This window comes from Bradyrhizobium sp. AZCC 1610 (assembly GCF_036924515.1).
In the GTDB taxonomy this organism is placed as follows: Bacteria; Pseudomonadota; Alphaproteobacteria; order Rhizobiales; family Xanthobacteraceae; genus Bradyrhizobium.
The window spans coordinates 7,391,944-7,416,964 of sequence record NZ_JAZHRR010000001.1 but is presented as its reverse complement, the minus strand read 5'-3'; the positions used below and the strand labels follow the sequence as shown (position 1 = coordinate 7,416,964).

Below are 25,021 nucleotides of genomic sequence, written 5' to 3'. Positions count from 1 at the left end.
TCGGGATCATGCCCTATTCGATTCCTGCTATCGCTTGCGCAAAATCGCGCGCCGTGAACGGCGCGAGATCGTCGATGCCTTCGCCGACGCCGATGAAGTGCACCGGCAGTTTGAACTTCTCGGCCAGCGCCACCAGGATGCCGCCGCGCGCGGTGCCGTCGAGCTTCGTCATCACGAGGCCCGTGACCCCTGCGGTACGATGAAATGCCTCGACCTGCGACAGCGCATTTTGTCCCACCGTGGCGTCGAGCACCAGCAGCACCGCATGCGGGGCCGACGCATCGACCTTCTTGATGACGCGAACCACCTTTTCGAGCTCGTTCATCAGCTCGGCCTTGTTCTGCAGCCGCCCGGCGGTGTCGACCAGCAGCACGTCGATATTCTGTTCCTTCGCCGCGGTCAGCGCGTTGAAGGCGAGGCTTGCCGAATCCGAGCCCTGCGCGCCTGATATCACCGGCGACCTGGTGCGCTCGCCCCAGATCTTGAGCTGTTCGATCGCGGCGGCACGAAAGGTATCGCCGGCCGCCATCATGACCTTGCGGCCCTCGGCGCTGAGCTTTGCGGCGAGCTTGCCGATGGTGGTGGTCTTGCCGGAACCGTTGACGCCGACCACGAGAATGACGAACGGCTTTTGCGCCGCGTCGATCTCCAGCGGCTTCGCCACCGGCGCCAGCACCTTCTCCACCTCGGTGGCGACCACCGTCTTCACTTCGTCGGCCGAAATTGCCTTGTCGTAGCGGCCGGCGCCGACGGCGTCCGCGATCCGAACCGCCACGGCCGTGCCGAGATCGGCGCGCAGCAGCACATCCTCGATTTCGTCGAGCATGGCGCGGTCGAGCTTGCGCTTGGTGACGAGATCGGCAACGGCCGTGCCGAGCGCACCAGAGGTCCGCTTCAGGCCGCTCGAAAGCCGCCGCCACCAGCTCAGTTTGGGGGTTCCGGGAGTGGTATCGCTCATGTCGGGGACGTGTTAGCGGTTTCGCGCCATGAGCGAAAGTCACAACCAATCCATTGCTGTTCCCGGGTCATCCTTTGATATCCCCCGGACATCGCTTGATGTCCGTGAGCTAACGGCAGATGAAATCCAGGCTCGCGTCCTCCACCGCGACGGGCTGATGCTGGTCATCGACAAGCCCGCCGGACTTCCGGTGCATCGCGGCCCCAAGGGCGGCGCCAATCTGGAAGCGTCCTTTGACGGCCTGCGATTCGGCCTGCCGCGGCCGCCGGTGCTGGCCCACCGGCTCGACAAGGACACCTCGGGCTGTCTCGTGCTGGGACGCCATCGCAAGGCCACCGCCTCGCTCGGCCTGCTGTTCAAGCACGGCAAGATCGGAAAAACCTATTGGGCGGTGATCGAGGGCGGACCTGCCGAAGATGAAGGCACCATCGACATGCCGCTGGGGCGGCTCAACGTCGAGCGCGGCTGGTGGCAGAAGCCGGATCCAGACGGGCAGAAGGCCGTCACGAACTGGAAAGTATGCGGCCGCGGCGACGGCCTTTGTTGGCTCGCACTGGAACCGGTAACCGGCCGCACCCATCAATTGCGCGTGCACACGTCAGCCATGGGCTGGCCGATCGTCGGCGACAACATTTATGGCAACGGCCCGCGCTTCGGCGAGCCGATCCTGCATCTGCATTCCCGCGAGATCGTGATTCCGATTTCGAAGAACAAGGAACCGGTGCGCGTGGCGGCGCCTGCGCCGGAGCATATGCGGGAGCGGCTCAGGGCGTGCGGATGGAACGGGGAGTAGCGGCTTGTAGGCGAGACCGGTGCCCCAGCCACCACTGCCATCATCCGCCAACGGGTCGGCGCGAAGCGCCGCCCGATGACAGGCTCCGGCGGATGATCCAGAATTCCAGAGAAGCCAAAGATTAACCGAGAGGCCGCGGCGTACTGGGCGGATTCAATCGGTCGTCGCAACACTCGAGCAAAAGAGGTTGCGATGAAGAGATACAGGCGGCGTTCGGATCGGTGTGTGCGGGCAGCTTTGCGATCGCCAGGCCGACCTCCAGAGGCACAGCGAGAGAGTTGTAGACAGTTCTGGAGGGCGATTGCCTCGGGACGCTCGAGCGAGGATGCTGGGATTGACGCCGGGGTGTCGCCGGCTGTCGGAGTACGTTGGTTCCGGAGGGCGGGCGGCGTGCCACCAACACATTTCTCGCAGTCGTCAAAACCGCCATCGGAGCGCTACCTTTCGTTCGCCGAACGGGAGGAGATCGCCATCTTGCGCGCGCAGGGGCACGGTATACGAGCCATCGCTCGTCAGCTCGATCGTCCTCCATGCACGATCTCTCGTGAACTCCGGCGCAATGCGGCGGCCCGCCACGGCGCTCCAGAATATCGAGCGACCACGGCACAATGGCACGCCGATCGGTCCGCCCGACGCCCAAAGCCGGCCAAGTTGGCGGTTAATCCGACCCTGCGAGATTATGTCCAAGACAGGCTTGCCGGTTTGATTGCTACCCCGGACGGGGCACCCATCTTAGGCCCGAAGGTCGTGTGGAAGGGGCGCCGGGCCGTACATCGACAGAACAGACGTTGGGCGACGGCATGGAGCCCGGAACAGATTGCTCGTCGCCTTCGCCTCGACTTCCCCGAGGATGAGACGATGCGCATCAGTCACGAGGCGATCTATCAGGCACTGTATGTGCAAGGTCGAGGAGCGTTGCGCCGCGAACTGACGGCCTGCTTGCGCACCGGGCGGGCGCTGCGGATGCCGAGGGCGCGCACACGCAGGCAAGGCAGGACCTTCGTCTCTCCCGAGGTCATGATCAGTCAACGTCCGGGGGAGGCAGCCGATCGAGCCGTACCGGGCCACTGGGGAGGGGACCTCATCTTGGGTCTTGGAAGTTCCGCGATCGGTACCTTGGTGGAGCGCACGACACGTTTCACCATGCTGCTGCACCTGCCGCGCATGACAGGCCATGGCCACGACGCTCGCGTGAAGAACGGACCCGCACTCGCCGGACATGGTGCTGAGGCAGTGCGCGACGCCATCACCCGCACGATCATCACCTTGCCTGAGCAACTGCGTCGGTCGCTGACTTGGGATCAAGGAGCTGAGTTGGCTCAACACGCACGCCTCAAGATCGACGCGGGCGTGCAGGTCTACTTCTGCGATCCTCACAGCCCATGGCAGCGCGGCACCAACGAGAACACTAATGGGTTGCTACGCCAATACTTTCCAAAGGGCACCGATCTCAGCGCACACAATGCCGATGACCTTGAGGCCGTGGCCATTGCACTCAACACCAGGCCCCGAAAAACCCTTGGCTGGAAGACACCGGCGGAAACTCTCGACGAATTCCTCCGAGTGAGCCATACAAAGTGAGCCATACAAAGAGTGTTGCGACGATCGATTGAATCCGCCCTGGATCGCCCGGTCAAGCCGGGCGACGACGGCGGAGTTTGTGACTCACACCGTCAGCCGTGCGCCATCATGGCCCTTGATCGCAAGCGTCATCACCGCGCCCGGCGTCTCGCCTGATATCGCCACCGGCAGGAAATGTTCCGTCCGCCCCTGCGTCGCGCTCTCGATCAACACCTGACGCGTTGCGCCGACCTCTGCCGCCAGCCGTCGCTGCAACGCAACCTCACCCACCGCCCGCAACCGCTTCGCGCGCTCCTTGATCTTTCCGCCTGCGACCTGCGGCATCCGTGCTGCTGGCGTACCCGGTCGCGGCGAGTAGGGAAACACATGCAGGAAGGTGAGATCGCATTCCTCCACCAGGGCCGCCGAGCGCGCGAACATGTCTTCGGTCTCGGTCGGAAAGCCCGCGATGATATCGGCGCCGAGCGTGATGTCGGGGCGCAGCCGCCGCACCTGCGCGCAGAACTCGATCGCATCTTGCCGCGAATGCCGGCGCTTCATCCGCTTCAAAATCATGTCGTCGCCGGACTGCAGCGACAGGTGCAGATGCGGCATCAGCCGCTCATCCCTGGCGATGACGTCGAGCAGATCACGGTCGGCTTCGATGGAATCGATCGACGAAATCCGCAACCGCTTCAATTCCGGCACGTGCCGCAAAATCTGTTTTGTCAGGTGCCCCAGTTTCGGCGCACCCGGCAGATCGGCGCCGTAGCTCGTCAGGTCCACGCCGGTGAGCACGATCTCGGCATGGCCGCGTTCGGCCAGCGTACGAACCTGTTCGACGACGGCACCCATCGGCACCGAGCGTGAATTGCCGCGGCCGTAAGGGATGATGCAGAAGGTGCAGCGGTGATCGCAGCCGTTCTGCACCTGGACGAACACGCGCGGCAGGCCGGCCTTGAAACCGTCAAGCAGATGCGGCGCCATCTCGCGCACCGCCATGATGTCGGCAACGGCGATCTTCTCGCTTGCCTCGATACCAAACCCGCCATCGAATGCCGCGCGCGCGTCACGCCAGGCCTCGCCGCGCATCTTGTCGTCATTGCCGACGACGCGGTCGACCTCGGCCATTTCGGCAAACATTTCCGGCTGGGTCTGCGCCGCGCAGCCGGTGACGACGATGCGCACATCCGGCCGCTCGCGCTTCAGCCGCCGGATCGATTGCCGCGCCTGCGCCACCGCCTCGTTGGTGACCGCGCAGCTATTGATGACGACGGTATCGGAAAGTCCGGCGCGCTCCGCCTCGCGGGCGATCACTTCGGATTCGAAGGCGTTGAGGCGGCAACCGAAGGTGAGGACGTCGACGCTCATGGCTCTCAGGCGACGCTGGCGAACAGCGCCGGGTCGAATCGCCCTTCATATTCGAAATCGGCGGTGCCGGTCATCAGCACATGGTCATCGCGCTCGCGCCATTCGATCCCAAGCTTGCCGCCGGGCAGCGTGATCTCGACCGAGCGATCGGCACGCTTCAGCCGCGCCGCCGCGACCGCGGTCGCACACGCGGCCGAGCCGCAGGCCCTGGTCAATCCGGCGCCGCGTTCCCAGGTACGGATCGTGATGTGATCGCGATCGACAATATGCGCGAGCGTGATGTTGGCGCGGTCCGGGAAAATCGGGTGGTTCTCCAGCAGCGGCCCGAATCGTTCGAGATCGTAGGCGTTGACGTCATCGACCCAGAAGATCGCGTGCGGATTGCCCATCGAGACAACCGAGGGCGAATGCAGCACCGGCGCGTCGATCGGCCCGACCTGCAGTTCGATATAGCGGGTGTCGCGAAACTCTTCGGCGAGCGGAATATCCTGCCAGTCGAACTTCGGCGCGCCCATGTCGACCGTATAGAGATCGGGCGCCGGGCCCTGCCAGCAGTTCAATAGCCCCGCGCGGGTCTCGAAGGTCACGGCGGTTTGGCCGGTCTTCTCGAACAGGCGGCGCACCACGCAGCGCATGCCGTTGCCGCAGGCGCCGGCTTCCGAGCCGTCATTGTTGTAGATGCGGATGAAGGCCTCGGTGCCCTGCAGCCGTGGCGGCTGCAATACCATCAACTGGTCATAGGGCACGCCCGCAGGCGAGGCGACCGCCCGCGCCTCCTCGGCCGTCACGGCGGCCTTTGAACCAGCTTTGGAATCGCGCAAATCCACCACAACGATTTCGTTGCCGATGCCGCTCATCTTGGCAAATGCGTGGTTGGCCAGCGCGCTCATGGAATTTCCCAATTTATGCCTGCCTTATATGGCGAATGATGGCCAATTGCCTAGTACGCAGGGGCAGCAGGGGCATATGACGCATCTGTCATGGGACGAAAGCGGACCTTGCGTGTTAGAAAATGGCACCATTCTGGCGGGCGCGGACCGGGACATGCCGCCGCCAGATGGGGTGGGATGGAGAATACCTGAAATGAACCGTATCAGCACTTTCCGTGCGGCCATGGTCGCGCTCTCCATGGTTGCGTTTGGCGGGGCCGCGCTGGCGCAATCGCCGGCGCCCTCAGCCCCTCCAGCCGCGAGCCCGTCGGCTGCGCCCAGCCCGGCCCCGTCGGCGGTACCGGTCCCGCCGCCGGCCGAAACCAAGTCGCCCGCGGACGCCCCCACGGCGGAAAAAGCCCCGGCGCCCGCGCCGCCTCCGCCCGCCGCCAATGTTCAGAACGCCGACCCGTTCGGCGAGGAGTTCGCGCTCGAGCCCAGGAAAGTGGTTGTCATGAAGGGCACCGCGAATTGGGATGCGGCGTTCGATACCCTGATCGAGGCGTTCAAGGCGCTGACCACCCTGCTCGACAAGCAGGGCATCAAGGCCACGGGCAATTCGATGATCGTCTACACCTCGACCGACGATACCGGCTTTACATTCCTGGCCCAGATTCCGGTCGATCAGGACGTCAAGAACCTGACCAAGGACATTAGCATGGGCAAGTCGCCCGAGGGCAAGGCGCTGAAGTTCGTCCATCGCGGCTCCTACGACAACATGGACAACACCTATGAGGCGATCACCAACCACCTCGACGACAAGAAGCTCGAAGCGAAAGACACCTTCATCGAAGAATACATCACCGATCCCCTGAAGACGGCGGAAGACAAGCTGGTCATCAACGTCTACGTGCCGCTGAGGTGATCGGCATGAAATGTCCGCTCGTCCTTGCCGTTGCCGCCACGCTGCTCGCCGCACCCGCGCTGGCGCAGACCATGCCGCCGCCTGCGATTTCCGTGACCGGCGAAGCGAACGTGTCGGTGGCGCCCGATCAGGCCCAGATCGACGGCGGTGTGACGTCGGACGCCAAGACCGCGCGCGAGGCGTCGGACACCAATAACGCGGCGATGGGCAAGGTACTTCTGGCGCTGAAGGGCGCCGGCATCGAGGAAAAGGACTACCAGACCTCGCGGCTGTCGCTGCAGCCGCAATTTGCGACGTCGTCCAAAGCCTCGGAGCGCGCAGCAGGCATCGTCAGTTTCCGCGCCAGCAACCGTGTCACGGTCAAGATCCGCGATGTGACCAAGGTCGCGAACGTGATCGACGTGCTGGCGGGCGCCGGCGCCAACGAGATCGGCGGCATCAATTTCACAGTAACGCAGGCCTCGAAGCATCTGGACGAGGCCCGCGAAAAGGCGATCGCGGACGCCCGCCGCAAGGCCGAGATCTACGCCAAGGCCGCCGGCGTGACGCTCGGCGAGCCCATCAGCATTTCCGAGGAAGGCGCGCCCGTGCCGCTACATCGCGGCAAGGTGGCTTCCCCCATGGCCGCTGGCGCACCGGTCGCGCAAGGCGAAGAGACGCTTTCGGTGACGGTGAACGTATCCTGGGCGATCAAGCCGGCGCAGTAATTGCTGTCGTCCCTGCGTTCGCACTAGGGCATCTACACACCTTGGGGACGCGACAGATTGACTCGGAGCGGCATGATGTGCTGTCGCCGCAGCGTTTGTATGATTCTCTCTCTGGCGCTTTGATTCGAAGGAGCGCCAGAGATGCAGCAGGAACCGGGTTTGTCCCTGGGTAAGTTTGGAGACGTTCGCCTCGATAAAAGGGGGCGGCGCTTCTCCGGGCTATGCTTTGCACGCGCAGCGTCTGTTTGCGCCAGATGGCGCAGGGCGACTGGGCTGCGAACATGGCGTTCTGGCGGTTTGTGAACAATCCACAGGTCACGATCGACAAGCTGATTGAAGGCTGGAGCCTGCAGACGTCGATCGCGGTCAGCGGGCGTCATGTGCTGTCAATCCAGGATACCAGCGAGATTAAGTTCCACACCTGTCCTGGACATCGGCGCGGCTTGGGCAAGGTCGGCAAAGGCAATGCTCGCGGCGTGTTGCTGCATGCCATGATGGCGGTCGATGCCGACAGCGGGGTCTGTCTCGGGCTCACCGGCGGTGAGGTGTGGACGCGCAAGCGCAAGGCCAAGATCGCTCACGAGAAGCGCGCCTTGGCCGACAAGGAGTCGGCGCGCTGGGTGACGACCGCTGAGCAAGGCCGCGATGTTCTGGCCGCTGCTCGTATGATCACCGTTGTCAACGACCGCGAGGGGGATTTCTTTGCTCACTGGGCGCTGACACCCGCTGACAATGTCCACCTCCTGTCGCGCGCCATGCACGACCATGCGCTGGTCGACGGCGGCACGCTTTATCAGGCAGTCGAACGGGCCCGCTTCTGCGACAAGGCGGTGATCGATCTGCCAAAGCGAATGGATCGCCGCGGTCGCCAGGCCCACCTCTCCATGCGCTTCGGAACCGTTGTGCTCAAACGGCCGCCGCGCCCCGGCGTGAAAGACCTGCCGGAGGGCGTCAAAGTCAGCTTCGTGGAAGTCGTCGAGTTGCGCCCCCCGAAGGGCGCCAAGCCCATTCATTGGTTGCTCTTGACCACGCATCCGATTGCCGCTGCCGCCGATGCCTGGCGGATCGTCTCCTGGTACAAGCAGCGCTGGATCATCGAACAGCTCTTTCGCTCGCTGAAGAGCCAGGGTCTGCGCATCGAGGATAGTCAGCTCGACAGCGCTGAAGGCCTGATCAAACTCGCGGCGATCGCTACCAGAGTGGCATGTATCGTCATCCAGCTGGTTCAAGCCCGCAATGGCGGCGAAGAATTGCCGGCAGATTTTGCGTTCACACCGGACGAGATCGAAGCGCTCAAGGCCATCAACAAAACCCTGAAAGGCCGGACCGAGCTTCAGAAGAACCACCATCGCCCCAACACTATCGCCTGGGCCGCATGGATCATCGCAAAGCTCGGCGGATGGACCGGCTACGCCTCGCATCGCCCACCTGGACCAATCACCTTCCACATCGGAATGGCTCGCTTCCAAATCCTCGTATATGGCCCGGCAAACGTGTAGATGCCCTAGTGCGTTCGCAGGGACGACAGCGGTTAGATCTCGCAAACCTGCCCCGGCTTGAGCGCCGCGAACCGCTCGGGCGCTATTTTCGCTTCCTTGAGCGCATCGGCTAGCGCATTGACCGGCGCGTCGATCGCCTCATCCGTCAGCTGGAACGTGCCGTGGTGATGCGCCAGCGCTTGCCCGGCGCCGCAATCGGCCAGCGCCTTCACGGCATCAGACGGATTCATGTGCTGGTCCTTCATGAACCAGCGCGGCTCATAGGCGCCAATGGGGAGGATCGCCAGCCGCAGCGGCCCGTGCTTCTCGGCCACGCGGCGGAAATGCTTGCCCTCGCCGTAGCCGGAATCGCAGACGATGTAGATTTTCCCCGCCGGCGTCTCCAAGACAAAGCTCGCCCACAGCGCCTTGTTGCGGTCGGACAGCCCGCGCGCCGACCAGTGCTGCGTCGGCACCAGCGTCACCGCGGTGCCGTTGCCGAGTTCGACACGGTCCTGCCAGTCGAACCCTTCGGCCTTTATCGCCGCATCCGCATCGCGCATGGTGACGTCGTTGCCGAGCGGCGTGATCACCCTCGGCGAGAACTTTTCCGTAAGCTTCGACAGCGTCGCGATGTCGAGATGATCGTAATGGCCGTGCGACACCAGCACGACATCGATCTTGGGCAGTGCGTCGAAGGCGATGCCGGGATCGTTGTGCCGCTGCGGCCCGGCGAAGGAGACGGGCGAAGCGCGCATCGACCACACGGGATCGACGAGAATGTTGAGATCCCGGGTCTGGATCAGCCAGGTGACGTGGCCGACAAACGACAGCCGCACCTTGTCACCGCTGACGCGGGCCGGCGGCGTATCGCTGTGGGCGTTCGGCACCCAATCCGGCCAGCTCGCACGCTTGCGGTCGGTGCCGAACTGCCAACGCAGTACCTCCGCCAATGATTTTGGCGGCACCCCGTCGGGATCGAAGAAGCGTGTGCCGTCGAAATGATCGGAGACGGGGCCGTCATAGGTTTTCATATTGCTGATCCAGATCGAGGGCACACCGACAGCCGCGGCGGCGCCGGCGAATACTCCAAAAACATGGCGACGGGTGATAGGCACGGGAGATCACGAAGGGCGGGAGAGAGCTGACGACATGGGGCGTTATATGGCGTGCGCTGGCTCAACTTGGACCTGCGGCGAAAGGAAGCTTGCCTGTAGACCATCCCGTTCGCTGAAACGATAATTATATCAGTGACTTACACCACATCCAGCGACTAGCGCAGCCTAGTTCCTCCTTGACTTTCGCCCCTTCCGGGCGTTTAACCCGCGCACTTTCTCGGAAAGACGTTCTTTTCGACCCGCCGCCCGGCCCATGAGACCGGAGGCCAACGCCCGACAGCGCGATGCGCCCTCGGGCGTGAAAGTGTTTGGTTTATCGTCTTGGCGTGTTCCGCCGGGACATATCTAGGTCGTCATACCCCGCCTTGTGCGCGATTGCGCACTGGGGCGGGGTATCCAGTACGCTGCAGCTTCTCGGTTCAAACGAGGTGCTCTGGATACTGGATCACCCGCCTTCGCGGGTGATGACAGTAGTGAATGGATCGACGTAGCGCCTGCAAACGGCAGGACAGAGGACAACGGCATTGTTCGACAATCTGTCGGAAAAGCTTGGTGGGATACTCGATCGGCTGACGGGCCGCGGTTCGCTGTCGGAGGCCGATGTCGATGCCGCGATGCGCGAGGTGCGCCGCGCGCTGCTGGAAGCCGACGTCTCGCTCGACGTGGTCAGAAGCTTCATCGAGCGCGTCCGCGAGCAGGCGGTCGGCGCCACCGTCGTCAAGTCGGTCACCCCCGGCCAGATGGTGGTCAAGATCGTCCATGACGAACTGGTCGCCACGCTTGGCGCCGACGGCCAGACCATCGATCTCAATGCGGTGCCGCCAGTTGCGATCATGATGGTCGGTCTGCAAGGCTCCGGCAAAACCACCACCACCGCAAAGCTCGCCCGCCGCATGACCCAGCGCGACAAGCGCAAGGTGCTGATGGCCTCGCTCGACATCTACCGCCCGGCGGCGATGGAGCAATTGGCCGTGCTCGGCCGCGACCTCGACATCCCGACGCTGCCGATCGTGGCTGGGCAAAAGCCGGCGCAGATCGCGAAGCGCGCGCTGGAAGCCGGCAAGCTCGGCGGCTACGACGTGGTGCTGCTCGACACCGCCGGCCGCACCACGCTCGACGAAGAAATGATGAGCGAGGCGGCCGAGATCAAAACCGCGGCCAATCCGCATGAAGTGCTGCTGGTTGCAGACTCGCTGACCGGTCAAGACGCGGTCAATCTCGCGCGCGCCTTCGACCAGCGCGTCGGCCTCACCGGCATCGTGCTGACGCGGGTGGACGGCGACGGCCGCGGCGGCGCGGCGCTATCGATGCGCGCGGTGACCGGCAAGCCGATCAAGCTGATCGGCACCGGCGAAAAGACCGATGCGCTGGAAGATTTTCACCCGAGCCGGATCGCCGGCCGCATCCTCGGTATGGGCGACGTGGTGTCGCTGGTCGAGCGGGCAGCGGCGAATATCGACGCGGAAAAAGCCGCGCGCACCGCCGAGCGGATGCGCAAGGGCCAGTTCGACCTCACGGATATGCGCGAGCAATTGCTGCAGATGGCGAATATGGGCGGCATCAGCGGGTTGATGGGCATGATGCCCGGTGTTGCCAAGATGAAGAACCAGATCGCGAATGCCGGGATCGACGACAAGATCATCAAGCGCCAGGTCGCGATCATCGATTCGATGACGCGGCAGGAGCGCAAGAGTCCCGACATTCTCAAGGCCAGCCGCAAGAAGCGCGTCGCCGCCGGCGCCGGCCTGGAGGTTCAGGAAGTCAACAAGCTCTTGAAGATGCACCGGAACATGGCCGACATGATGAAGGCCATGGGCTCGGGCAAGCGCGGCCCGATGGCCGGCATCGCGCAGGCGATGGGCTTTGGCGGCGGCATGAAGCCGCCCTCGCCGGAAGAAATGAAGGCGCTGGCGGACAAGATGCAGGGCGGTGCCGAAGGCGGCCTGCCGAGTTTGCCGAAGGATCTTCCGGTCGGCCTGCGCCAGGGCCTGCCGAACGTGCCGGGCCTTACGGGCCTCAGCGGCAAGCCGACCTTGCCCGGCCTCGGCGGCTTTCCGGGGAAGAAGAAATGACCCCTTCCGTCATTGCGAGCCAACGGGTCCGGCCTCTGGCCGGCCCGATGACAGGCTCCGCGAAGCAATCTATCGATCCGCGAAAAGAAAGAATGGATTGTTCGTCGCTACGCTCCTCGCAATGACGCGAATTCAGACCAAGCCACTCACTTAAGTTTTGTATTTAACAGGAGAACCAAATGTCAGTCGTTATCCGCCTCGCTCGCGCAGGCACCAAGAAGCGTCCGGTCTATCACGTCGTCGTCGCCGACTCGCGCTTTCCCCGCGATGGCCGCTTCATCGAGCGTCTCGGCCATTTCAATCCGCTGCTGCCGAAGGACAATGAGTCGCGGCTGAAGCTCGACATGGACAAGGTCAAGGCCTGGCTCGCCAAGGGCGCGCAGCCGTCGGACCGCGTGACGCGCTTCCTGGATGCCGCCGGCATCGTCAAGCGTCCCGCCCGCAGCAACCCGGAAAAGGCCGTGCCGCGCAAGGAGCGCAAGGCGCGCGCCGAAGCCGCCGCGAAGGCGTAAAGCGTAGCGGCGCACGACGGTGGCAGCACCGATTTGTGTCGCCCGCATCGGCGCTGCGCATGGCGTGCGCGGCGCGGTGAAACTGTGGACGTTCACCGAAGATCCGCTGGCCGTAAAGCACTACGGTCCGCTGATGACCAAGGACGGCGCGCGCCAGTTCGAGGTGACGCACGTCCGCGAGGCCAAGGACCATCTGGTGGCGACGCTGAAGGGCATCGCCACCCGCGAGGACGCCGAACGGCTCAACGGCATCGAGCTCTACATCGCGCGCGAAAAACTGCCCGAGACCGATGAGGACGAATATTACCACGCCGACCTGATCGGGCTTGCCGCCGTCAACGCCGCCAACGAGCCGCTTGGCCGCGTCACTGCGATCCATAATTTCGGCGCCGGCGACATCATCGAGATCGCGCCGCCGCAAGGCCCGACCATGCTGCTGCCGTTCACCAATGCGGTGGTGCCGACGGTCGATCTCGCCGGCGGTCGCGTGGTGATCGAACTGCCGCAGGAAATCGAAGGCGATGACGCCACCACCCCCTGACTCGTCATCGCCGGGCTTGACCCGGCGATCCATCCTTCAAAGAAGATGGATACGCGGGTCAAGCCCGCGTATGACGACCTGAGTTCAACCGCGATCCCTCAACTATGACCTGGCGCACGACCGTCCTGACTCTGTTCCCCGAGATGTTTCCCGGGCCGCTCGGCGTCAGCCTGGCGGGCAAGGCGCTGACATCAGGCCTGTGGGAACTGGAGGCGCGCGACATCAGGGACTCCGCGACCGACCGCCACCGCAGCGTTGATGACACCCCGGCCGGCGGCGGCCCCGGCATGGTGCTGCGGGCCGACGTGCTGGCGGCGGCGATCGATGCCGCATATGCCGGCGGAGGGCGGCCGCGCCTCTTGATGAGCCCGCGGGGTCGGCCATTGACCCAGTCGCAGGTCAAGGAACTTGCGGCCGGGCCCGGCCCCCTGATCGTCTGCGGGCGGTTTGAGGGGATCGATCAGCGGGTCATCGAGGCCCGGCACCTCGAAGAGATATCGATCGGAGACTATGTGTTGTCAGGTGGCGAGATCGCCGCGATGGCCCTGATCGATGCCTGCGTGCGGCTTTTGCCGGGCGTCATGGGCAAACAGGCCTCGGGCGCGGACGAAAGCTTTTCCGAAGGACTACTGGAATACCCCCAATTCACGCGCCCGCAGGAGTTCGAGGGCCGCGCTATCCCCGAAATCCTGATCTCCGGCGATCATGCCAAAGTGGCGGCCTGGCGAAAGGCCGAAGCCGAGGCCCTGACCCGGGCGCGGCGGCCGGATTTATGGGCCGCGAGGCCCGGCCAAAAAGGCACAAAAAGCACGACGGACGGGTGACAAGCACCCGACGATGCCTTATACGAGCGCCAAATCCGTGCAAATGGCAGGATAGTAGGACGTTCGCGCAGCCCGCGCCGGACTGGCTGGGCGCGCCGCCGATGGAGATTTCAATGAACCTCATTCAACAGCTCGAAAAAGAGCAATTCGATAAATTGGCGGCGACGAAGTTGATCCCGGAATTCGGGCCCGGCGACACCGTGATCGTCAACGTCAAGGTGGTCGAAGGCGAGCGCACCCGCGTGCAGGCCTATGAAGGCGTCTGCATCGGCCGTTCCGGCGGCGGGCTCAACGAGAGCTTTACCGTACGCAAGATTTCCTACGGCGAAGGCGTCGAGCGCGTGTTCCCGGTGATGTCGCCGATGATCGACTCGATCAAGGTGGTGCGCCGCGGCAAGGTGCGTCGCGCCAAGCTGTATTACCTGCGCCAACTGCGCGGCAAGTCGGCCCGCATCGTCGAGAGGCAGGACCGCCCGACCGCCGTCGGCGAGTAATTTTTCCCGAACGGGATGTGACGAAAAGCGCGGGTTTTGCCCCGCGCTTTTTTGTTGCGGAGTGCCTATCTAATAGCTCGACTCGTCATGCCCGGGCTTGACCCGGGCATCCATCGGAACAACAGGCCTCTTGCTCAAGAATGATGGATTGCCGGGTCAAGCCCGGCAATGACAGACCGGCCCACCCATCGATCGATTGTCGCGGCCGTGGGCCATGTGTTAGAAATTCAGAATGGTTCTAGATCGCACCAGCGCCGCCTTCGGCACCGCCCGGCTCGTCGTCATCGACGACCGCTCGCGGCTGCCCGGTCGGTTCTTCGGACGGTTCGCGACGTCGGCGACGTCTGAGCTTACGCGCGCAGCTTGATGCTGCGTCGACGTCCGTTGCTTGCGCGTATCCGCGCTTGACCGCTCACACGGAATTTCATTTTGGAGCTTGCGCTCATGTCCAAACCGACCACGCTGTACGACAAAATCTGGAACGATCATCTGGTGCACGAAGCCGATGACGGCACCTGCCTGCTCTATATCGATCGCCATCTGGTGCACGAGGTGACCTCGCCGCAGGCGTTCGAAGGCCTGCGCGCCACGGGCCGCAGGGTGCGCGCGCCGGAGAAGACGCTGGCCGTGGTCGATCACAACGTGCCGACGACCGATCGCAGCAAGCCCAATCCCGATCCCGAAAGCACCGAGCAGATCAAGGCGCTGGCTGAGAACGCCAAGGAATTCGGCGTCGAATATTTCAACGAATACGACAAGCGCCAGGGCATCGTCCACGTGATCGGCCCGGAGCAGGGCTTTACGCTGCCCGGCACCACCATCGTCTGCGGTGACAGCCACACCTCCACCCATGGCGCGTTCGGGGCGCTGGCGCACGGCATCGGCACATCCGAGGTCGAGCACGTGCTGGCGACGCAGACACTGATCCAGAAGAAGGCCAAGAACATGCGCGCGGTGGTCGACGGCAAATTGCCGGACGGCGTCACCGGCAAGGACATCATCCTGGCGATCATCGGCGAGATCGGCACCGCCGGCGGCACCGGCTATGTGCTGGAATATGCCGGCGACGCCATACGCGCGCTGTCGATGGAAGGCCGCATGACGGTCTGCAACATGTCGATCGAAGGCGGTGCCCGCGCCGGCCTGATCGCGCCGGACGAAAAAGCGTTCGAGTTCCTCAAAGGACGCCCGAAATCGCCGAAGGGCGCCGACTGGGACGCCGCGATGCGCTATTGGGAAAAGCTGCGCTCGGACGAAGGTGCGCATTTCGACCACGAGATCCGGCTGGACGCAGCAAAACTGCCGCCGATCGTCACCTGGGGCACCTCGCCCGAGGACGTGGTGTCGATCTCGGGCTTCGTGCCGGATCCCGACCAGATCGCGGACGAGGCCAAGCGGCTGTCGAAGCACCGCGCGCTGAAGTATATGGGGCTTTCAGCGGGAACGAAGATCACCGACATCAAGCTCGACCGAGTCTTCATCGGCTCCTGCACCAACGGCCGCATCGAGGATCTGCGCGCCGCCGCGAAAGTCGCCGAGGGCAAGACCGTCAACGCCCACGTCAACGCGATGATCGTGCCGGGCTCGGGCATCGTGAAGGAACAGGCCGAAGCCGAAGGTCTCGACAAGATCTTCATCAAGGCCGGCTTCGAATGGCGCGAGCCGGGCTGCTCGATGTGCCTGGCCATGAACCCCGACAAGCTGTCGCCGGAAGAGCGCTGCGCTTCGACCTCGAACCGCAATTTCGAGGGCCGCCAGGGCTTCAAGGGCCGCACCCATCTGGTGTCGCCCGCCATGGCGGCGGCGGCGGCCATCGCCGGGCATTTTGTCGACATCAGGGAGTGGCGTTAACGTTCCCTTTGTCTAGATAGCGAGGCGTTCCGGAAACGCCGCGTTAACAGGCAAAGCGCAGAGTGATCCCTTGCGAAGACCTTCGCGAGGGAGCCTGCCGTGGCGGACAAGCCTGAATTTGTCGATATGATCAGCGAGGCGACGCGGCAGGTGCGGCGGCGCATGGCGCCGCGCATCGTCGACCTTCAGCCTGTCGCCAAGGAAACCTCGCGCCTCAGTCACTGGCCGCCGGAACATTGGGCGCAGTGGCGGCTGGCGAAGCTGACCCCTTGGAAGATCAAGCCTTGGGAAGGCAAGGATTGGTGAGCCGGCCGGATTCTTTCACGCTCGAAAAAACAGGCGCCGAACCGGGCGCCTGTTTCGTTTCAGCCTGATCTTACCAATACCGGTATGCATAATAGCGGTGGCGCCACCACGGACGGCAGATCTTGCGCGGTCCGTAGTAGGTCAAGATGATCCGGCATCGGCGCGGATAATAGTAGGCCGGGTATGTGTAGTAGGCCGGCGCGTAGTAGAAGCGGCTGTGGAAGTGACGCCGGTGGTGGAAGTGCGGCCGATGATGGAAGTGCGGCCGGTAGAACGCGTGACGATGTACGAAGCGGTGTCCGCCGCCATGAAAGGCGGGCCCCCCACGAAAACCGCCACGGTGGATCGCCATCCCACCGCCTCTGAACCCACCGCCGTGAAAGGCCGCGCCGCCACCACGGAAGCCGCCGCCATGAAATGCCGCCCCGCCGCCGCGGAAGCCGCCACCATGGAGCCCGCCGCCGCCGAAACCACCGCCGCCACCACCGCGGAAACCACCACCGCCGCCGAAACCACCGCCGCCACCGCCGCGGAAACCGCCGCCGCCCATCCCACCGCCAGGCGCTCCGCGATGTTGAACCTCGGTCGTCAGACCGTCGGTTGCGTATTTTGCTGACGGCGCCGTAGCTGGACTCGCTAGCGAGAGTGCCTCGGCGCGGTGATGAGATGCCGCTGCGAGCGCGAATACCGCCGCAGCCGTAACGCCCAGACCGCGGATCAGGCCGCGTCCGGGATCCGATATCGACATGGATGAATCCTCCCTAACCGGCGACGGCGCGCCCTCAACCGCTCTGCGGCTGGTCCCCGTCGCGTTTCTTTGCGATCGCTCCCAACGTGACGTTAGAGACAGGCACGTGAACGCGCCATGAATGCGCCGACCTAAAAGATGAATGCGCAGGAAAGGAGCGCTGAAGAGATTTTTGCGGCTGACAGATTTGTGCACGCTCACCACCAGAGCGGCCCAAACCCGATGCCGAAGGTGAACGGCGCCGGTGCGGAATAGGGATACGGCCGATAGGAGACAGGGCGTCCATAATAATAGGGACGGTAATACGGACGATAATAACCGGAGTGACGATAGTAGCGCCTGACATAGCGGTGCGCGCTGAAATCGGTGGCGTCGGATGTGCCGGCACGCTGCGCATTCGCCTGCGACGCCGCGGCGACCGGACTGATCGCGGCCAGTCCGGCAACCACGAGCGCGCTTGCGACAAGGGCTGCCGTGATCAAACTCTTCATGACGACTCCTCTCGTTGATCCCGATGTCAGGAATAACGGGCAGAAATCTCGCCAGATTCAAGGCAACCTTTCGAATCGAAACAGGCCCGCAATGAAGCGGGCCTGTTTGATAGCTGCGCCAAGCTGTCGCAGCACTTACCAGCGGTGCCAGTGACGATGATGATGGTGGCGATGGTGGTGGTGATGCCAGCGGTGCCAACGATGATGGTGGTGGTAATGATGGCGGTGGTGTCGCCAGTGCACTTCCGTCGTCGCTGGCTTGGTATCTTCCTGAACCGCCGTGGCGGAGCCGGGATTGCTGAGCGATAGCGCATTCGCACGCTCGGCCGGGGCTGTGAGCGCGAGCAATGCGCCAACGGCCGCAAGCCCTAGAATTTTCGTCACCTGCATATGTGGTCTCCTTGGGTCGCCGGGATCACGCCTGCGCCGAATGGCTCGATCGAGTAAGCCGCATCGCCGCGACGTTGTTCACAGACTGACGTAGGCGACTTGAATAGGGTGTGAATGACTGCGCCACGGACATGAACGAATGAAGGCCGTCATTCGTCGCGCGCGCAAACTCGGCGCAGACTGCCATCATGATTTCAGCGGCGCATGCCCCGCGAAGCTGGCGCGGTTCGCGGCAAGAAATGCGTTGAACAATAAAGCGGGAAGATTTAGCCCGGCCGCCAGTAGCAGTTCATGCGCGGGGTGATCACCGTGCCGCTCGGCCGGTACTCCTGCACGTAATGGGCGGTGCAATCGCGCACGGCGTTGGGGCCGGGGTTGTAGCGCGGGTAGACGTCAGGCGCCCATTCCTGCCGATAGATCGGCACGCGCCGCAGCGGCCGCCGCTGCTGTGCGGACATATCCGTGATGACCGCCTTCGGCGCCGTCGCGACCTGCAACTTCGGCGATGCCGTCTCTGCCTGCGCCATCGCCCCGGGAAGCAGGAGCCCGGCAAAAGCCGCCCAAATCGCGACCGTCACAATCCGCTTCATCTTAAGTCCACCCACGCCTGATATCCCCCGTACGGTCCCCGATTGGCGCGCCGAGGTCAACTCCGCAAAACCTGTATGCACCCGGGCACAACACACGCTAAATACGTCCTGATGTGGACCGAAGCAAAAGCCCCCTCGCTCGCCGAAATGGAAGCCATGGCGCATGAGGTGTTCGAGCGCCTGCCAAAGACGTTTCGAACCCTGTGCCAGGGCGTGATCATCCGCGTCGAGGACTTTCCGACCGACGAGGTCCTGGACGAGATGCAGGCGCAAACCGAGTTCGACCTGCTCGGCCTGTTCCAGGGCATAGGCCTGCCGCACCAGAGCAACAACGATGTCGCCCGCCTGCCCAACATGATCTGGCTCTACCGGCGGCCGATCCTCGATTACTGGGCCGAACATGAGGAAACGCTGGGCCATATCGTCCGCCACGTCCTGATCCACGAGATCGGGCACCATTTCGGGCTGTCGGACGCCGATATGGAGGCGATCGAGGCTTCCGCAGGATAGGATTGTGCAAATTGGCCTTTTGCCGGGGCCATATTCGCGATAAATCAGCGGCCTTGTCCCCCTTCAACCGGGAAGTGCGATCGATGGAAAAGTTCACCACACTGGAAGGCGTCGCGGCGCCCCTGAAGATCATCAATGTCGACACCGACATGATCATCCCGAAGCAGTATTTGAAGACCATCAAGCGCACCGGCCTCGGCAAGGGCCTGTTCTCGGAGCAGCGCTACAAGGATGACGGCAGCGAGAACCCGGACTTCGTGCTCAACCAGCCGGCCTATCGCAACGCCAAGGTGCTGGTCGCCGGCGACAATTTCGGCTGCGGTTCCAGCCGCGAGCACGCGCCGTGGGCGCTGTTGGATTTCGGCATCCGCTGCGTGATCTCGACCTCGTTCGGCGACATCTTCTATAACAACTGCTTCAAGAACGGCATCCTGCCGATCCGCGTCACCCAGGACGACCTCGACAAGCTGTTCGACGACGCCGAGCGCGGCGCCAACGCCACGCTGACCATCGATCTCGCCAACCAGGAGATCCGCGGCCCCGACGGCGGCAAGGTGAAGTTCGAGATCGATCCGTTCCGCAAGCATTGCCTGATGAACGGCCTCGACGACATCGGCCTGACCATGGAGAAGAAATCGTCGATCGACGATTACGAGGCGAAGCTGAAGAAAGAGCGCGCCTGGGCGTGATCGTGTTACCTGATCGTGTTACGAGAGCCCCGATCCCATCGGGGCTTTTTCGTTAAGCGGAGGCGACGCGGATGCGGCCTGACGTCGTCACCTTCTGGCACGGCCCGCTCGACGGGCTGCGGCTGACCTGCTTGCGGTCGCAGGTCGCCGCCGGCCACAAGGTGACGGTCTATAGTTTCGAGCCGCTTCCCGGCCTGCCCGATGGCGTCAGTAACGCCGAGGCGGAAGCGATCCTGCCGCATTCCTTTTCCGAACGGCTGCGCCCGCCCGAGCCGGATGGAAGCTGGCGCGACTGGACCATCCTGCAATTCAGCGATTTTTTCCGCATGCGGCTGATGACCGAGCGCGCCGGATTGTGGCTCGACGCCGACGTGCTGTTGCTGAAGCCGATCGAGATCGATCCGGCAAAGCCTTACTTCGCGTGGGAGCGCCGGCGCCAGCTCGGCAACTCGGTCTTGTACCTGCCTGCGAATGATCCAATCGTGCGGGCGTTCGAGGAGCTGATGGAGCAGGAGGATCTGACGCCGGACTGGCTGGCGCTGCGTCATCGCCTCACCTTCATGCTGCGCCAGTTTCGACGCCGATCGAGCCGTCTCTCCGACATCCGCGTCGCAATCTACGGCCCGGCCGCGCTGACCGCGCTCGCGCGCCGCTCGGATGAATTGCAGCATGCGCTGTCGAAGCAATCCTTCTACGCTGTCCATGCCGAGCCGAAACTGTTCTTCGAGCCGACGGATTTTTCAGGCCTGCTCGCCGATCCCGAAATCATCGGCCTTCACATCTCGCCAAAGGGCCGCGGCAGCCAGGCCCCAATTCCAGGCAGCCTTTACGCCTGGGCGGCGGAGAAGTTCGGCAAGTAGCCATGGATACTAGTGCCCCATCGCCGCGATCGCGTCTGCAATCGCGATGGTGCGCTTGGCCATGTCGGCGTGCAGCCGCTCCACCATCCGCCCGTCGAGCTGGATGGCGCCGCGGGAGGCGTTTTCCGGCTTCTCGAAAGCTGCGATGATCTTGCGCGCCTGCTCGACCTCCTCGGCCGGCGGCGTGAAGATCGCGTTGCAGGCCTCGATATGGCTCGGATGGATCAGCGTCTTGCCGTCGAAGCCGAGATCGCGGCCCTGCGCGCATTCGGTCGCAAAGCCGTCGATATTGCTGATGTCGCTGTAGGGGCCGTCGAGAATTTCCAGCCCGTGCGCGCGCGTCGCCAGGATGCAATGCGTAATCATCGGGATCATCGCCGCGCGGCCCGGCTGCATGCGGATCCGCGTCTCCCGCGAGATATCATTGGGTCCGAACACGAATCCCGCGAGCCGGGTTTCGGAATCCCTCGATGCCGCCGCGAGCTTGTCGGCATCGAGCACCGCGCGTGCGGTTTCGATCATCGCCCAGACCCGGATGGACATGTCGGCGTTGATGTCGCTCAGGCGGTTCGCGATGGCGTTGAGATCGGCCACGGTTGAAATCTTGGGAACCAGGATACCGTCGGGCCGCGCCTTGCCGGCCATGGTGACGTCGTCGACCCACCAGGGCGTATCAAGGCTGTTGACGCGGATCAGCACCTCGCGCTTGCCAAACCCGCCGGCCGCAATCGCCTTGGCGATCTGGTCGCGCGCCATCGCCTTGGCGTCCGGCGCCACCGAATCCTCGAGGTCGAGAATGATGCCGTCGGCGGGCAGGTTGCGCGCCTTTTCCAGCGCCCGCGCGTTCGATCCCGGCATGAACAACAGGCTGCGGCGCGGTCGGATCATGGGCTGGTTCCTCTGGAGGCTTGAACCCAACGCCCTAACATTTCAAACCGGGGTCCGAAAGCCTTGTTCCCGTCATCGGCTTATGGTTAGCCATGCCCGATACAAACAGGACACCATGGCTCCATTCCCGCAACATCTGCTCGACGGCTACCGGGCCTTTACCTCGCAGCGGCTGCCGACCGAACAGACGCGCTACCGGGAACTGTCCGAGCGCGGCCAGTCGCCGGCTGTGATGGTGATCGGCTGCTGCGATTCGCGCGTCTCGCCGGAAGTGATTTTCGACGCCGGCCCCGGTGAACTTTTCGTGGTGCGCAACGTCGCCAATCTGGTGCCGGTTTTCCAGCCGGACGGCGGCGCTCATGGTGTCTCCGCGGCACTGGAATACGCGGTGCAGGTGCTGCGCATAAAGCACATCGTGGTGCTCGGCCACGCGCAATGCGGCGGCATCCGCGCCTTCATCGACGATATCGACCCGCTGTCGCCGGGCGACTTCATCGGCCGCTGGATGGCGATGTTCATCAAGCCGGGCGAAAAGGTCGGCCAGCGCGAGCACGAGACCCGGCAGGATTTCACTACGCGGATCGAGAAGGCCGCGGTATTCCGCAGCCTCGAAAACCTGATGACGTTTCCGTTCGTGCGCAGCCGCGTCGAGCGCGGCGAGATGGAATTGCACGGCGCCTATTTCGGCGTCGCCGAAGGCTCGCTGTTCGTGCTCGACCCGGAAGCGAAGGAATTCCGCAGCGTGACGGGTGGCGAATAGCGAATAAGAATGAATCCACTCGCTATTCGCTACTCCCTATTCGCCAAGCTTACGCCGCCTTCTTCTTCGCGCTGATCAGCTTGCGGTTGATCAGGCATTCGGCGATCTGGATCGCATTCAGCGCAGCGCCTTTGCGCAGATTGTCCGACACGCACCACAGCGACAGGCCGTTCTCGACGGTGTTGTCCTCGCGGATGCGGCTGATATAGGTCGCGTCTTCGCCTGCCGCCTCATACGGCGTGACGTAGCCGCCGGGCTCATGCTTGTCGATGACGAGGCAACCCGGCGCGTTGCGCAGGATGTTGCGCGCTTCATCGGCGGTGATCGGATTCTCGAATTCGATGTTGACCGCCTCGGAGTGGCCGACGAACACCGGCACCCGCACGCAGGTCGCGGTCAGCCTGATTTTGGGATCAAGAATCTTCTTGGTCTCCATCATCATCTTCCACTCTTCCTTGGTGTAGCCGTCCTCCATGAACACGTCGATCTCGGGGATGACGTTGAAGGCGATACGCTTCGGGAATTTCTTGTTGATGAGCTCGCTGTTGGTGTAGACGGCCTTGGTCTGCGAAAACAGTTCGTCCATCGCATCCTTGCCGGCGCCCGAGACCGATTGATAGGTTGCGACCACGACGCGCTTGATGGTCGCCTTGTCATGCAGCGGCTTCAGCGCCACCACGAGCTGCGCGGTCGAGCAGTTCGGATTGGCGATGATGTTCTTCTTCGCGAAACCACCGACCGCGTCCGCGTTCACTTCCGGCACGATCAGCGGCACGTCCGGGTCCATCCGCCAGGCCGACGAATTGTCGATCACAACCGCCCCGGCGGCGCCGATCTTCGGCGACCATTCCTTCGACACCGCGCCGCCGGCCGACATCAGGCAGATATCGACATCGGAGAAGTCGTAGTGCTCGAGCGCTTTGACCTTCAGGGTGCGGTCGCCATAGGACACTTCGACGCCGACGCTGCGGCGCGAGGCCAGCACCACGACCTCGTCGGCGGGGAATTTGCGCTCGTCGAGAATGTTGAGCATTTCGCGCCCGACATTGCCGGTCGCACCGACGACAGCGACTTTGTAACCCATCGTTCACTCTCCGAGGAAAAATGCCGCCCTGCCGCGTCAAGCGGAAAGGGAGAAGGCAGCGCTTCTATGCGAGAAACGCCGATATGACAACGTTTGACGGCTGTGTTTGGGCGTTTGATGCATTCGTTTCCGGCCGGTTCGGCCAATTCCTACTATACGCTGAGCATCCGGCCAGTACTGGCAAGCTTCGTGGACGAGGTCTGCGGCACGCTGGCACGGCTCTGCGCCTATCTGATGACGCTGGCGCTGATGGCCGTTTGCGGTATCGCGCTATGGCAGCATTTACCCGATGTTACGGCGATGGAGACGTCGCCCAAAACCTGGAGCCAGGCCGGACGCATCACGCCCGCGCTCGCGGTAGGCCAGCTCATTTTTCCAGGTAAGACAGAGACTTACGAGGTTTTTCGGCATCCGGAGGGCGGTCGCAAGGACGTGTTCCGCTGGAGCGGCATCGGCGGCACGCCGGTCGCCGAACTCGAAATCTATCGTCCAGGTGAAGAAATCGATCAGGTCGGCTCGGCGGCCGGCTACCTTGCCGCAAGGATGGACCCGGCAGGCCCGCGCGAGTTGGAGGCGGCAGGCATCATCGACAGCAAGTTCGGCGCCGTGACCCTGTTTCGCCGGGTCGGCGGCACCGAGGCCGCCCGCTCCTGCCTCCGATTTTTCAAGCACGTCGACGAGCCGAAATTCCGTCTCTCCGGCTGGTCATGCCTGGGCGAGGATTTGCCGGCCCGCCGCACGGCGATCGGCTGCGTGCTGAACCGGCTGATCCTGCTGACGGCCGGAAGCGATACAAAACTGACGGAATTGTTCGCCCATGCCGAAGTCAGGCGCAGCGATTGCGCGACATCGGGCGCGCCGGTCTTGTCAGCGGATTGGGTGACGGGTGCCGATAACCCGCGCCTGCGCGGCGCGTTGTGACTCCGGTTTTACCGGGCTGATTTTTCGCTGGCCTACGTAATTGTGGCAACAACCGGCCAAGACACTGGTTTTCATGAAACTTTTTCGCTTCGCACGGCATTATTGCAGCACGGTGTGGCGCAATTGACCTAGCGACGAGGGTCCCACCATGGCTACAATGCCGGCAATCAGATTTGGCGATCGGCCAGCCCCCGCAAGGGCGGACAATGACGAGGATGCAATGACCCGAAAATTCCCCGCTGCGAGCAAGCTCGCGATGTTGCTTGCTGCGGCCGCCCTCGTCGCTGCCGGTACAACCTCCGCCAGCGCTCAGTCCAGGCAGCAATACGACCGGGACGGCCGCCCCTATTACGGGACGAACGGTCCCAACCGCTCATACCAGCAGGGTCCGCGCACCCGCGTTTACGTCACCACGCGCTCGTGGCTCGATGCCGGCACGGAAGTGCTGCCGGGCGATCGCAAGTTCCAGGACTACGCGTTTCCATCGCCGTACGGGTACCCAACGTTCGCGCGCGAAAACCTGAACCGGCCGATCGACCGCCAGCCGCTCAACCCGCCGTCAGATTTGGGCGGCCAGCCGACCCAGTTCCCGCTGTATTGAGCAGCGCTCGCCAGACAAGAAAATGCCCGGTCAAGACCGGGCATTTTTGTTTTGTGATGGCGAGATAGGAGTAGTCGCCAAGCGAAGCATATTCGATGGGTGCGCTGCAC

The 25,021-nt window shown here is 63.5% G+C and carries 28 protein-coding genes; 19 read left to right on the top strand and 9 right to left on the bottom strand.

Translation table 11 applies throughout. The features are described from left to right. Nucleotides 1-13: 13 nt before the first annotated feature. Nucleotides 14-958, bottom strand: coding sequence for a signal recognition particle-docking protein FtsY (gene ftsY / locus V1279_RS36330; protein WP_334445670.1), 945 nt, complete (start codon nucleotides 956-958; stop codon nucleotides 14-16). 157 nt (nucleotides 959-1,115) lie between these two features. Between ftsY and V1279_RS36325 the strand changes: the two genes are divergently transcribed. Next, nucleotides 1,116-1,751: an RluA family pseudouridine synthase gene (locus tag V1279_RS36325; protein WP_334445669.1), complete on the top strand. Its 636-nt coding sequence runs from the start codon at nucleotides 1,116-1,118 to the stop codon at nucleotides 1,749-1,751. A gap of 192 nt (nucleotides 1,752-1,943) precedes the next feature. Then, nucleotides 1,944-3,332: an IS30 family transposase gene (locus V1279_RS36320; protein ID WP_334445668.1), complete on the top strand. Its 1,389-nt coding sequence runs from the start codon at nucleotides 1,944-1,946 to the stop codon at nucleotides 3,330-3,332. Between the two features lie 84 nt (nucleotides 3,333-3,416). Here V1279_RS36320 and mtaB read toward each other — a convergent pair whose 3' ends face one another. Together mtaB and dapF are read right to left on the bottom strand one after the other, a co-directional pair. Beyond that, nucleotides 3,417-4,682 (bottom strand): tRNA (N(6)-L-threonylcarbamoyladenosine(37)-C(2))-methylthiotransferase MtaB, encoded by a 1,266-nt coding sequence (gene mtaB, locus V1279_RS36315; RefSeq protein WP_334445667.1) that lies wholly within the window; start codon nucleotides 4,680-4,682, stop codon nucleotides 3,417-3,419. A 5-nt stretch (nucleotides 4,683-4,687) separates the two neighbouring features. Next, nucleotides 4,688-5,572, bottom strand: a complete 885-nt coding sequence (gene dapF / locus V1279_RS36310) for a diaminopimelate epimerase (protein ID WP_334445666.1) — start codon at nucleotides 5,570-5,572, stop codon at nucleotides 4,688-4,690. A 193-nt stretch (nucleotides 5,573-5,765) separates the two neighbouring features. On the opposite strand from dapF, the gene V1279_RS36305 reads away from it, so the two are divergent. The 3 genes from V1279_RS36305 to V1279_RS36295 all read left to right on the top strand — a co-directional run bounded on the left by V1279_RS36305 (nucleotide 5,766) and on the right by V1279_RS36295 (nucleotide 8,682). After that, nucleotides 5,766-6,476, top strand: coding sequence for a GyrI-like domain-containing protein (locus tag V1279_RS36305; protein WP_334445665.1), 711 nt, complete (start codon nucleotides 5,766-5,768; stop codon nucleotides 6,474-6,476). Nucleotides 6,477-6,481: 5 nt separating this feature from the next. Further along, nucleotides 6,482-7,183: an SIMPL domain-containing protein gene (locus V1279_RS36300; RefSeq protein ID WP_334445663.1), complete on the top strand. Its 702-nt coding sequence runs from the start codon at nucleotides 6,482-6,484 to the stop codon at nucleotides 7,181-7,183. Nucleotides 7,184-7,404: 221 nt separating this feature from the next. Next, on the top strand, nucleotides 7,405-8,682 hold the full coding sequence (locus V1279_RS36295; protein WP_334444809.1) for an IS4 family transposase: 1,278 nt from the start codon (nucleotides 7,405-7,407) through the stop codon (nucleotides 8,680-8,682). A 32-nt stretch (nucleotides 8,683-8,714) separates the two neighbouring features. Here V1279_RS36295 and V1279_RS36290 read toward each other — a convergent pair whose 3' ends face one another. After that, entirely contained in the window at nucleotides 8,715-9,779 is a 1,065-nt protein-coding gene (locus V1279_RS36290) for an MBL fold metallo-hydrolase (protein ID WP_334445662.1), read from the bottom strand. A gap of 524 nt (nucleotides 9,780-10,303) precedes the next feature. On the opposite strand from V1279_RS36290, the gene ffh reads away from it, so the two are divergent. The 8 genes from ffh to V1279_RS36250 all read left to right on the top strand — a co-directional run bounded on the left by ffh (nucleotide 10,304) and on the right by V1279_RS36250 (nucleotide 16,995). Continuing rightward, the gene (gene ffh / locus V1279_RS36285) at nucleotides 10,304-11,851 is read left to right on the top strand and encodes a signal recognition particle protein (RefSeq protein WP_334445660.1); all 1,548 of its coding nucleotides are present in this window, start codon (nucleotides 10,304-10,306) and stop codon (nucleotides 11,849-11,851) included. A gap of 179 nt (nucleotides 11,852-12,030) precedes the next feature. Then, nucleotides 12,031-12,363, top strand: coding sequence for a 30S ribosomal protein S16 (gene rpsP / locus V1279_RS36280; protein ID WP_212417378.1), 333 nt, complete (start codon nucleotides 12,031-12,033; stop codon nucleotides 12,361-12,363). Between the two features lie 19 nt (nucleotides 12,364-12,382). Further along, a complete protein-coding gene (gene rimM, locus V1279_RS36275; protein WP_334445657.1) occupies nucleotides 12,383-12,904 on the top strand; it encodes a ribosome maturation factor RimM in 522 nt (173 codons plus the stop codon). Nucleotides 12,905-13,008: 104 nt separating this feature from the next. After that, on the top strand, nucleotides 13,009-13,728 hold the full coding sequence (trmD, locus tag V1279_RS36270; RefSeq protein WP_334445655.1) for a tRNA (guanosine(37)-N1)-methyltransferase TrmD: 720 nt from the start codon (nucleotides 13,009-13,011) through the stop codon (nucleotides 13,726-13,728). A gap of 113 nt (nucleotides 13,729-13,841) precedes the next feature. Then, nucleotides 13,842-14,222, top strand: coding sequence for a 50S ribosomal protein L19 (rplS, locus tag V1279_RS36265; RefSeq protein WP_334445653.1), 381 nt, complete (start codon nucleotides 13,842-13,844; stop codon nucleotides 14,220-14,222). A gap of 444 nt (nucleotides 14,223-14,666) precedes the next feature. Continuing rightward, nucleotides 14,667-16,073 carry a 3-isopropylmalate dehydratase large subunit gene (gene leuC, locus V1279_RS36260; RefSeq protein ID WP_334445651.1) on the top strand — a complete coding sequence of 469 codons (1,407 nt, stop codon included), beginning with the start codon at nucleotides 14,667-14,669 and terminating at the stop codon, nucleotides 16,071-16,073. 99 nt (nucleotides 16,074-16,172) lie between these two features. Beyond that, nucleotides 16,173-16,379, top strand: coding sequence for a hypothetical protein (locus V1279_RS36255; protein ID WP_334445650.1), 207 nt, complete (start codon nucleotides 16,173-16,175; stop codon nucleotides 16,377-16,379). Between the two features lie 217 nt (nucleotides 16,380-16,596). Then, nucleotides 16,597-16,995, top strand: coding sequence for a hypothetical protein (locus tag V1279_RS36250; protein WP_334445648.1), 399 nt, complete (start codon nucleotides 16,597-16,599; stop codon nucleotides 16,993-16,995). A 329-nt stretch (nucleotides 16,996-17,324) separates the two neighbouring features. On the opposite strand, the gene V1279_RS36245 is transcribed toward V1279_RS36250, so the two are convergent. The 3 genes from V1279_RS36245 to V1279_RS36235 form a co-directional block, all read right to left on the bottom strand. Continuing rightward, nucleotides 17,325-17,618 (bottom strand): hypothetical protein, encoded by a 294-nt coding sequence (locus tag V1279_RS36245; RefSeq protein WP_334445647.1) that lies wholly within the window; start codon nucleotides 17,616-17,618, stop codon nucleotides 17,325-17,327. Between the two features lie 135 nt (nucleotides 17,619-17,753). Continuing rightward, nucleotides 17,754-18,008, bottom strand: a complete 255-nt coding sequence (locus V1279_RS36240) for a hypothetical protein (protein WP_334445645.1) — start codon at nucleotides 18,006-18,008, stop codon at nucleotides 17,754-17,756. 266 nt (nucleotides 18,009-18,274) lie between these two features. Further along, nucleotides 18,275-18,613 (bottom strand): hypothetical protein, encoded by a 339-nt coding sequence (locus V1279_RS36235; protein WP_442894861.1) that lies wholly within the window; start codon nucleotides 18,611-18,613, stop codon nucleotides 18,275-18,277. A gap of 96 nt (nucleotides 18,614-18,709) precedes the next feature. On the opposite strand from V1279_RS36235, the gene V1279_RS36230 reads away from it, so the two are divergent. The 3 genes from V1279_RS36230 to V1279_RS36220 all read left to right on the top strand — a co-directional run bounded on the left by V1279_RS36230 (nucleotide 18,710) and on the right by V1279_RS36220 (nucleotide 20,657). Continuing rightward, complete coding sequence (locus tag V1279_RS36230) at nucleotides 18,710-19,108, top strand: metallopeptidase family protein (RefSeq protein WP_334445644.1); 399 nt, start codon at nucleotides 18,710-18,712, stop codon at nucleotides 19,106-19,108. Nucleotides 19,109-19,191: 83 nt separating this feature from the next. Further along, a complete protein-coding gene (gene leuD / locus V1279_RS36225) occupies nucleotides 19,192-19,797 on the top strand; it encodes a 3-isopropylmalate dehydratase small subunit (protein ID WP_108520706.1) in 606 nt (201 codons plus the stop codon). Between the two features lie 71 nt (nucleotides 19,798-19,868). Continuing rightward, nucleotides 19,869-20,657: a hypothetical protein gene (locus V1279_RS36220; protein ID WP_334445642.1), complete on the top strand. Its 789-nt coding sequence runs from the start codon at nucleotides 19,869-19,871 to the stop codon at nucleotides 20,655-20,657. A 9-nt stretch (nucleotides 20,658-20,666) separates the two neighbouring features. Here V1279_RS36220 and V1279_RS36215 read toward each other — a convergent pair whose 3' ends face one another. After that, the gene (locus tag V1279_RS36215) at nucleotides 20,667-21,545 is read right to left on the bottom strand and encodes an HpcH/HpaI aldolase/citrate lyase family protein (protein ID WP_334445639.1); all 879 of its coding nucleotides are present in this window, start codon (nucleotides 21,543-21,545) and stop codon (nucleotides 20,667-20,669) included. A 115-nt stretch (nucleotides 21,546-21,660) separates the two neighbouring features. Here V1279_RS36215 and V1279_RS36210 point away from each other — a divergent pair, with 115 nt between their 5' ends. Continuing rightward, nucleotides 21,661-22,305: a carbonic anhydrase gene (locus tag V1279_RS36210; RefSeq protein WP_334445637.1), complete on the top strand. Its 645-nt coding sequence runs from the start codon at nucleotides 21,661-21,663 to the stop codon at nucleotides 22,303-22,305. Nucleotides 22,306-22,354: 49 nt separating this feature from the next. Here the strand turns inward: V1279_RS36210 and V1279_RS36205 are convergent, their stop codons facing one another. After that, nucleotides 22,355-23,389 (bottom strand): aspartate-semialdehyde dehydrogenase, encoded by a 1,035-nt coding sequence (locus V1279_RS36205; RefSeq protein WP_334445634.1) that lies wholly within the window; start codon nucleotides 23,387-23,389, stop codon nucleotides 22,355-22,357. Nucleotides 23,390-23,506: 117 nt separating this feature from the next. Here V1279_RS36205 and V1279_RS36200 point away from each other — a divergent pair, with 117 nt between their 5' ends. Together V1279_RS36200 and V1279_RS36195 are read left to right on the top strand one after the other, a co-directional pair. Further along, the gene (locus V1279_RS36200; protein ID WP_334445633.1) at nucleotides 23,507-24,310 is read left to right on the top strand and encodes a hypothetical protein; all 804 of its coding nucleotides are present in this window, start codon (nucleotides 23,507-23,509) and stop codon (nucleotides 24,308-24,310) included. Nucleotides 24,311-24,530: 220 nt separating this feature from the next. Beyond that, entirely contained in the window at nucleotides 24,531-24,911 is a 381-nt protein-coding gene (locus V1279_RS36195) for a hypothetical protein (protein WP_334445632.1), read from the top strand. Nucleotides 24,912-25,021 lie beyond the last annotated feature (110 nt).

Bases quoted from the DNA above. Each gene is read 5' to 3' on its own strand.
- ftsY (WP_334445670.1), bottom strand. From the start codon at position 958: ATGAGCGATACCACTCCCGGAACCCCCAAACTGAGCTGGTGGCGGCGG.
- V1279_RS36325 (WP_334445669.1), top strand. From the start codon at position 1,116: ATGCTGGTCATCGACAAGCCCGCCGGACTTCCGGTGCATCGCGGCCCC.
- V1279_RS36320 (WP_334445668.1), top strand. From the start codon at position 1,944: ATGAAGAGATACAGGCGGCGTTCGGATCGGTGTGTGCGGGCAGCTTTG.
- mtaB (WP_334445667.1), bottom strand. From the start codon at position 4,682: ATGAGCGTCGACGTCCTCACCTTCGGTTGCCGCCTCAACGCCTTCGAA.
- dapF (WP_334445666.1), bottom strand. From the start codon at position 5,572: ATGAGCGCGCTGGCCAACCACGCATTTGCCAAGATGAGCGGCATCGGC.
- V1279_RS36305 (WP_334445665.1), top strand. From the start codon at position 5,766: ATGAACCGTATCAGCACTTTCCGTGCGGCCATGGTCGCGCTCTCCATG.
- V1279_RS36300 (WP_334445663.1), top strand. From the start codon at position 6,482: ATGAAATGTCCGCTCGTCCTTGCCGTTGCCGCCACGCTGCTCGCCGCA.
- V1279_RS36295 (WP_334444809.1), top strand. From the start codon at position 7,405: ATGCTTTGCACGCGCAGCGTCTGTTTGCGCCAGATGGCGCAGGGCGAC.
- rpsP (WP_212417378.1), top strand. From the start codon at position 12,031: ATGTCAGTCGTTATCCGCCTCGCTCGCGCAGGCACCAAGAAGCGTCCG.
- trmD (WP_334445655.1), top strand. From the start codon at position 13,009: ATGACCTGGCGCACGACCGTCCTGACTCTGTTCCCCGAGATGTTTCCC.
- rplS (WP_334445653.1), top strand. From the start codon at position 13,842: ATGAACCTCATTCAACAGCTCGAAAAAGAGCAATTCGATAAATTGGCG.
- leuC (WP_334445651.1), top strand. From the start codon at position 14,667: ATGTCCAAACCGACCACGCTGTACGACAAAATCTGGAACGATCATCTG.
- V1279_RS36245 (WP_334445647.1), bottom strand. From the start codon at position 17,618: ATGAAGAGTTTGATCACGGCAGCCCTTGTCGCAAGCGCGCTCGTGGTT.
- V1279_RS36240 (WP_334445645.1), bottom strand. From the start codon at position 18,008: ATGCAGGTGACGAAAATTCTAGGGCTTGCGGCCGTTGGCGCATTGCTC.
- V1279_RS36230 (WP_334445644.1), top strand. From the start codon at position 18,710: ATGTGGACCGAAGCAAAAGCCCCCTCGCTCGCCGAAATGGAAGCCATG.
- leuD (WP_108520706.1), top strand. From the start codon at position 19,192: ATGGAAAAGTTCACCACACTGGAAGGCGTCGCGGCGCCCCTGAAGATC.
- V1279_RS36220 (WP_334445642.1), top strand. From the start codon at position 19,869: ATGCGGCCTGACGTCGTCACCTTCTGGCACGGCCCGCTCGACGGGCTG.
- V1279_RS36215 (WP_334445639.1), bottom strand. From the start codon at position 21,545: ATGATCCGACCGCGCCGCAGCCTGTTGTTCATGCCGGGATCGAACGCG.
- V1279_RS36210 (WP_334445637.1), top strand. From the start codon at position 21,661: ATGGCTCCATTCCCGCAACATCTGCTCGACGGCTACCGGGCCTTTACC.
- V1279_RS36205 (WP_334445634.1), bottom strand. From the start codon at position 23,389: ATGGGTTACAAAGTCGCTGTCGTCGGTGCGACCGGCAATGTCGGGCGC.
- V1279_RS36200 (WP_334445633.1), top strand. From the start codon at position 23,507: ATGCATTCGTTTCCGGCCGGTTCGGCCAATTCCTACTATACGCTGAGC.
- V1279_RS36195 (WP_334445632.1), top strand. From the start codon at position 24,531: ATGACCCGAAAATTCCCCGCTGCGAGCAAGCTCGCGATGTTGCTTGCT.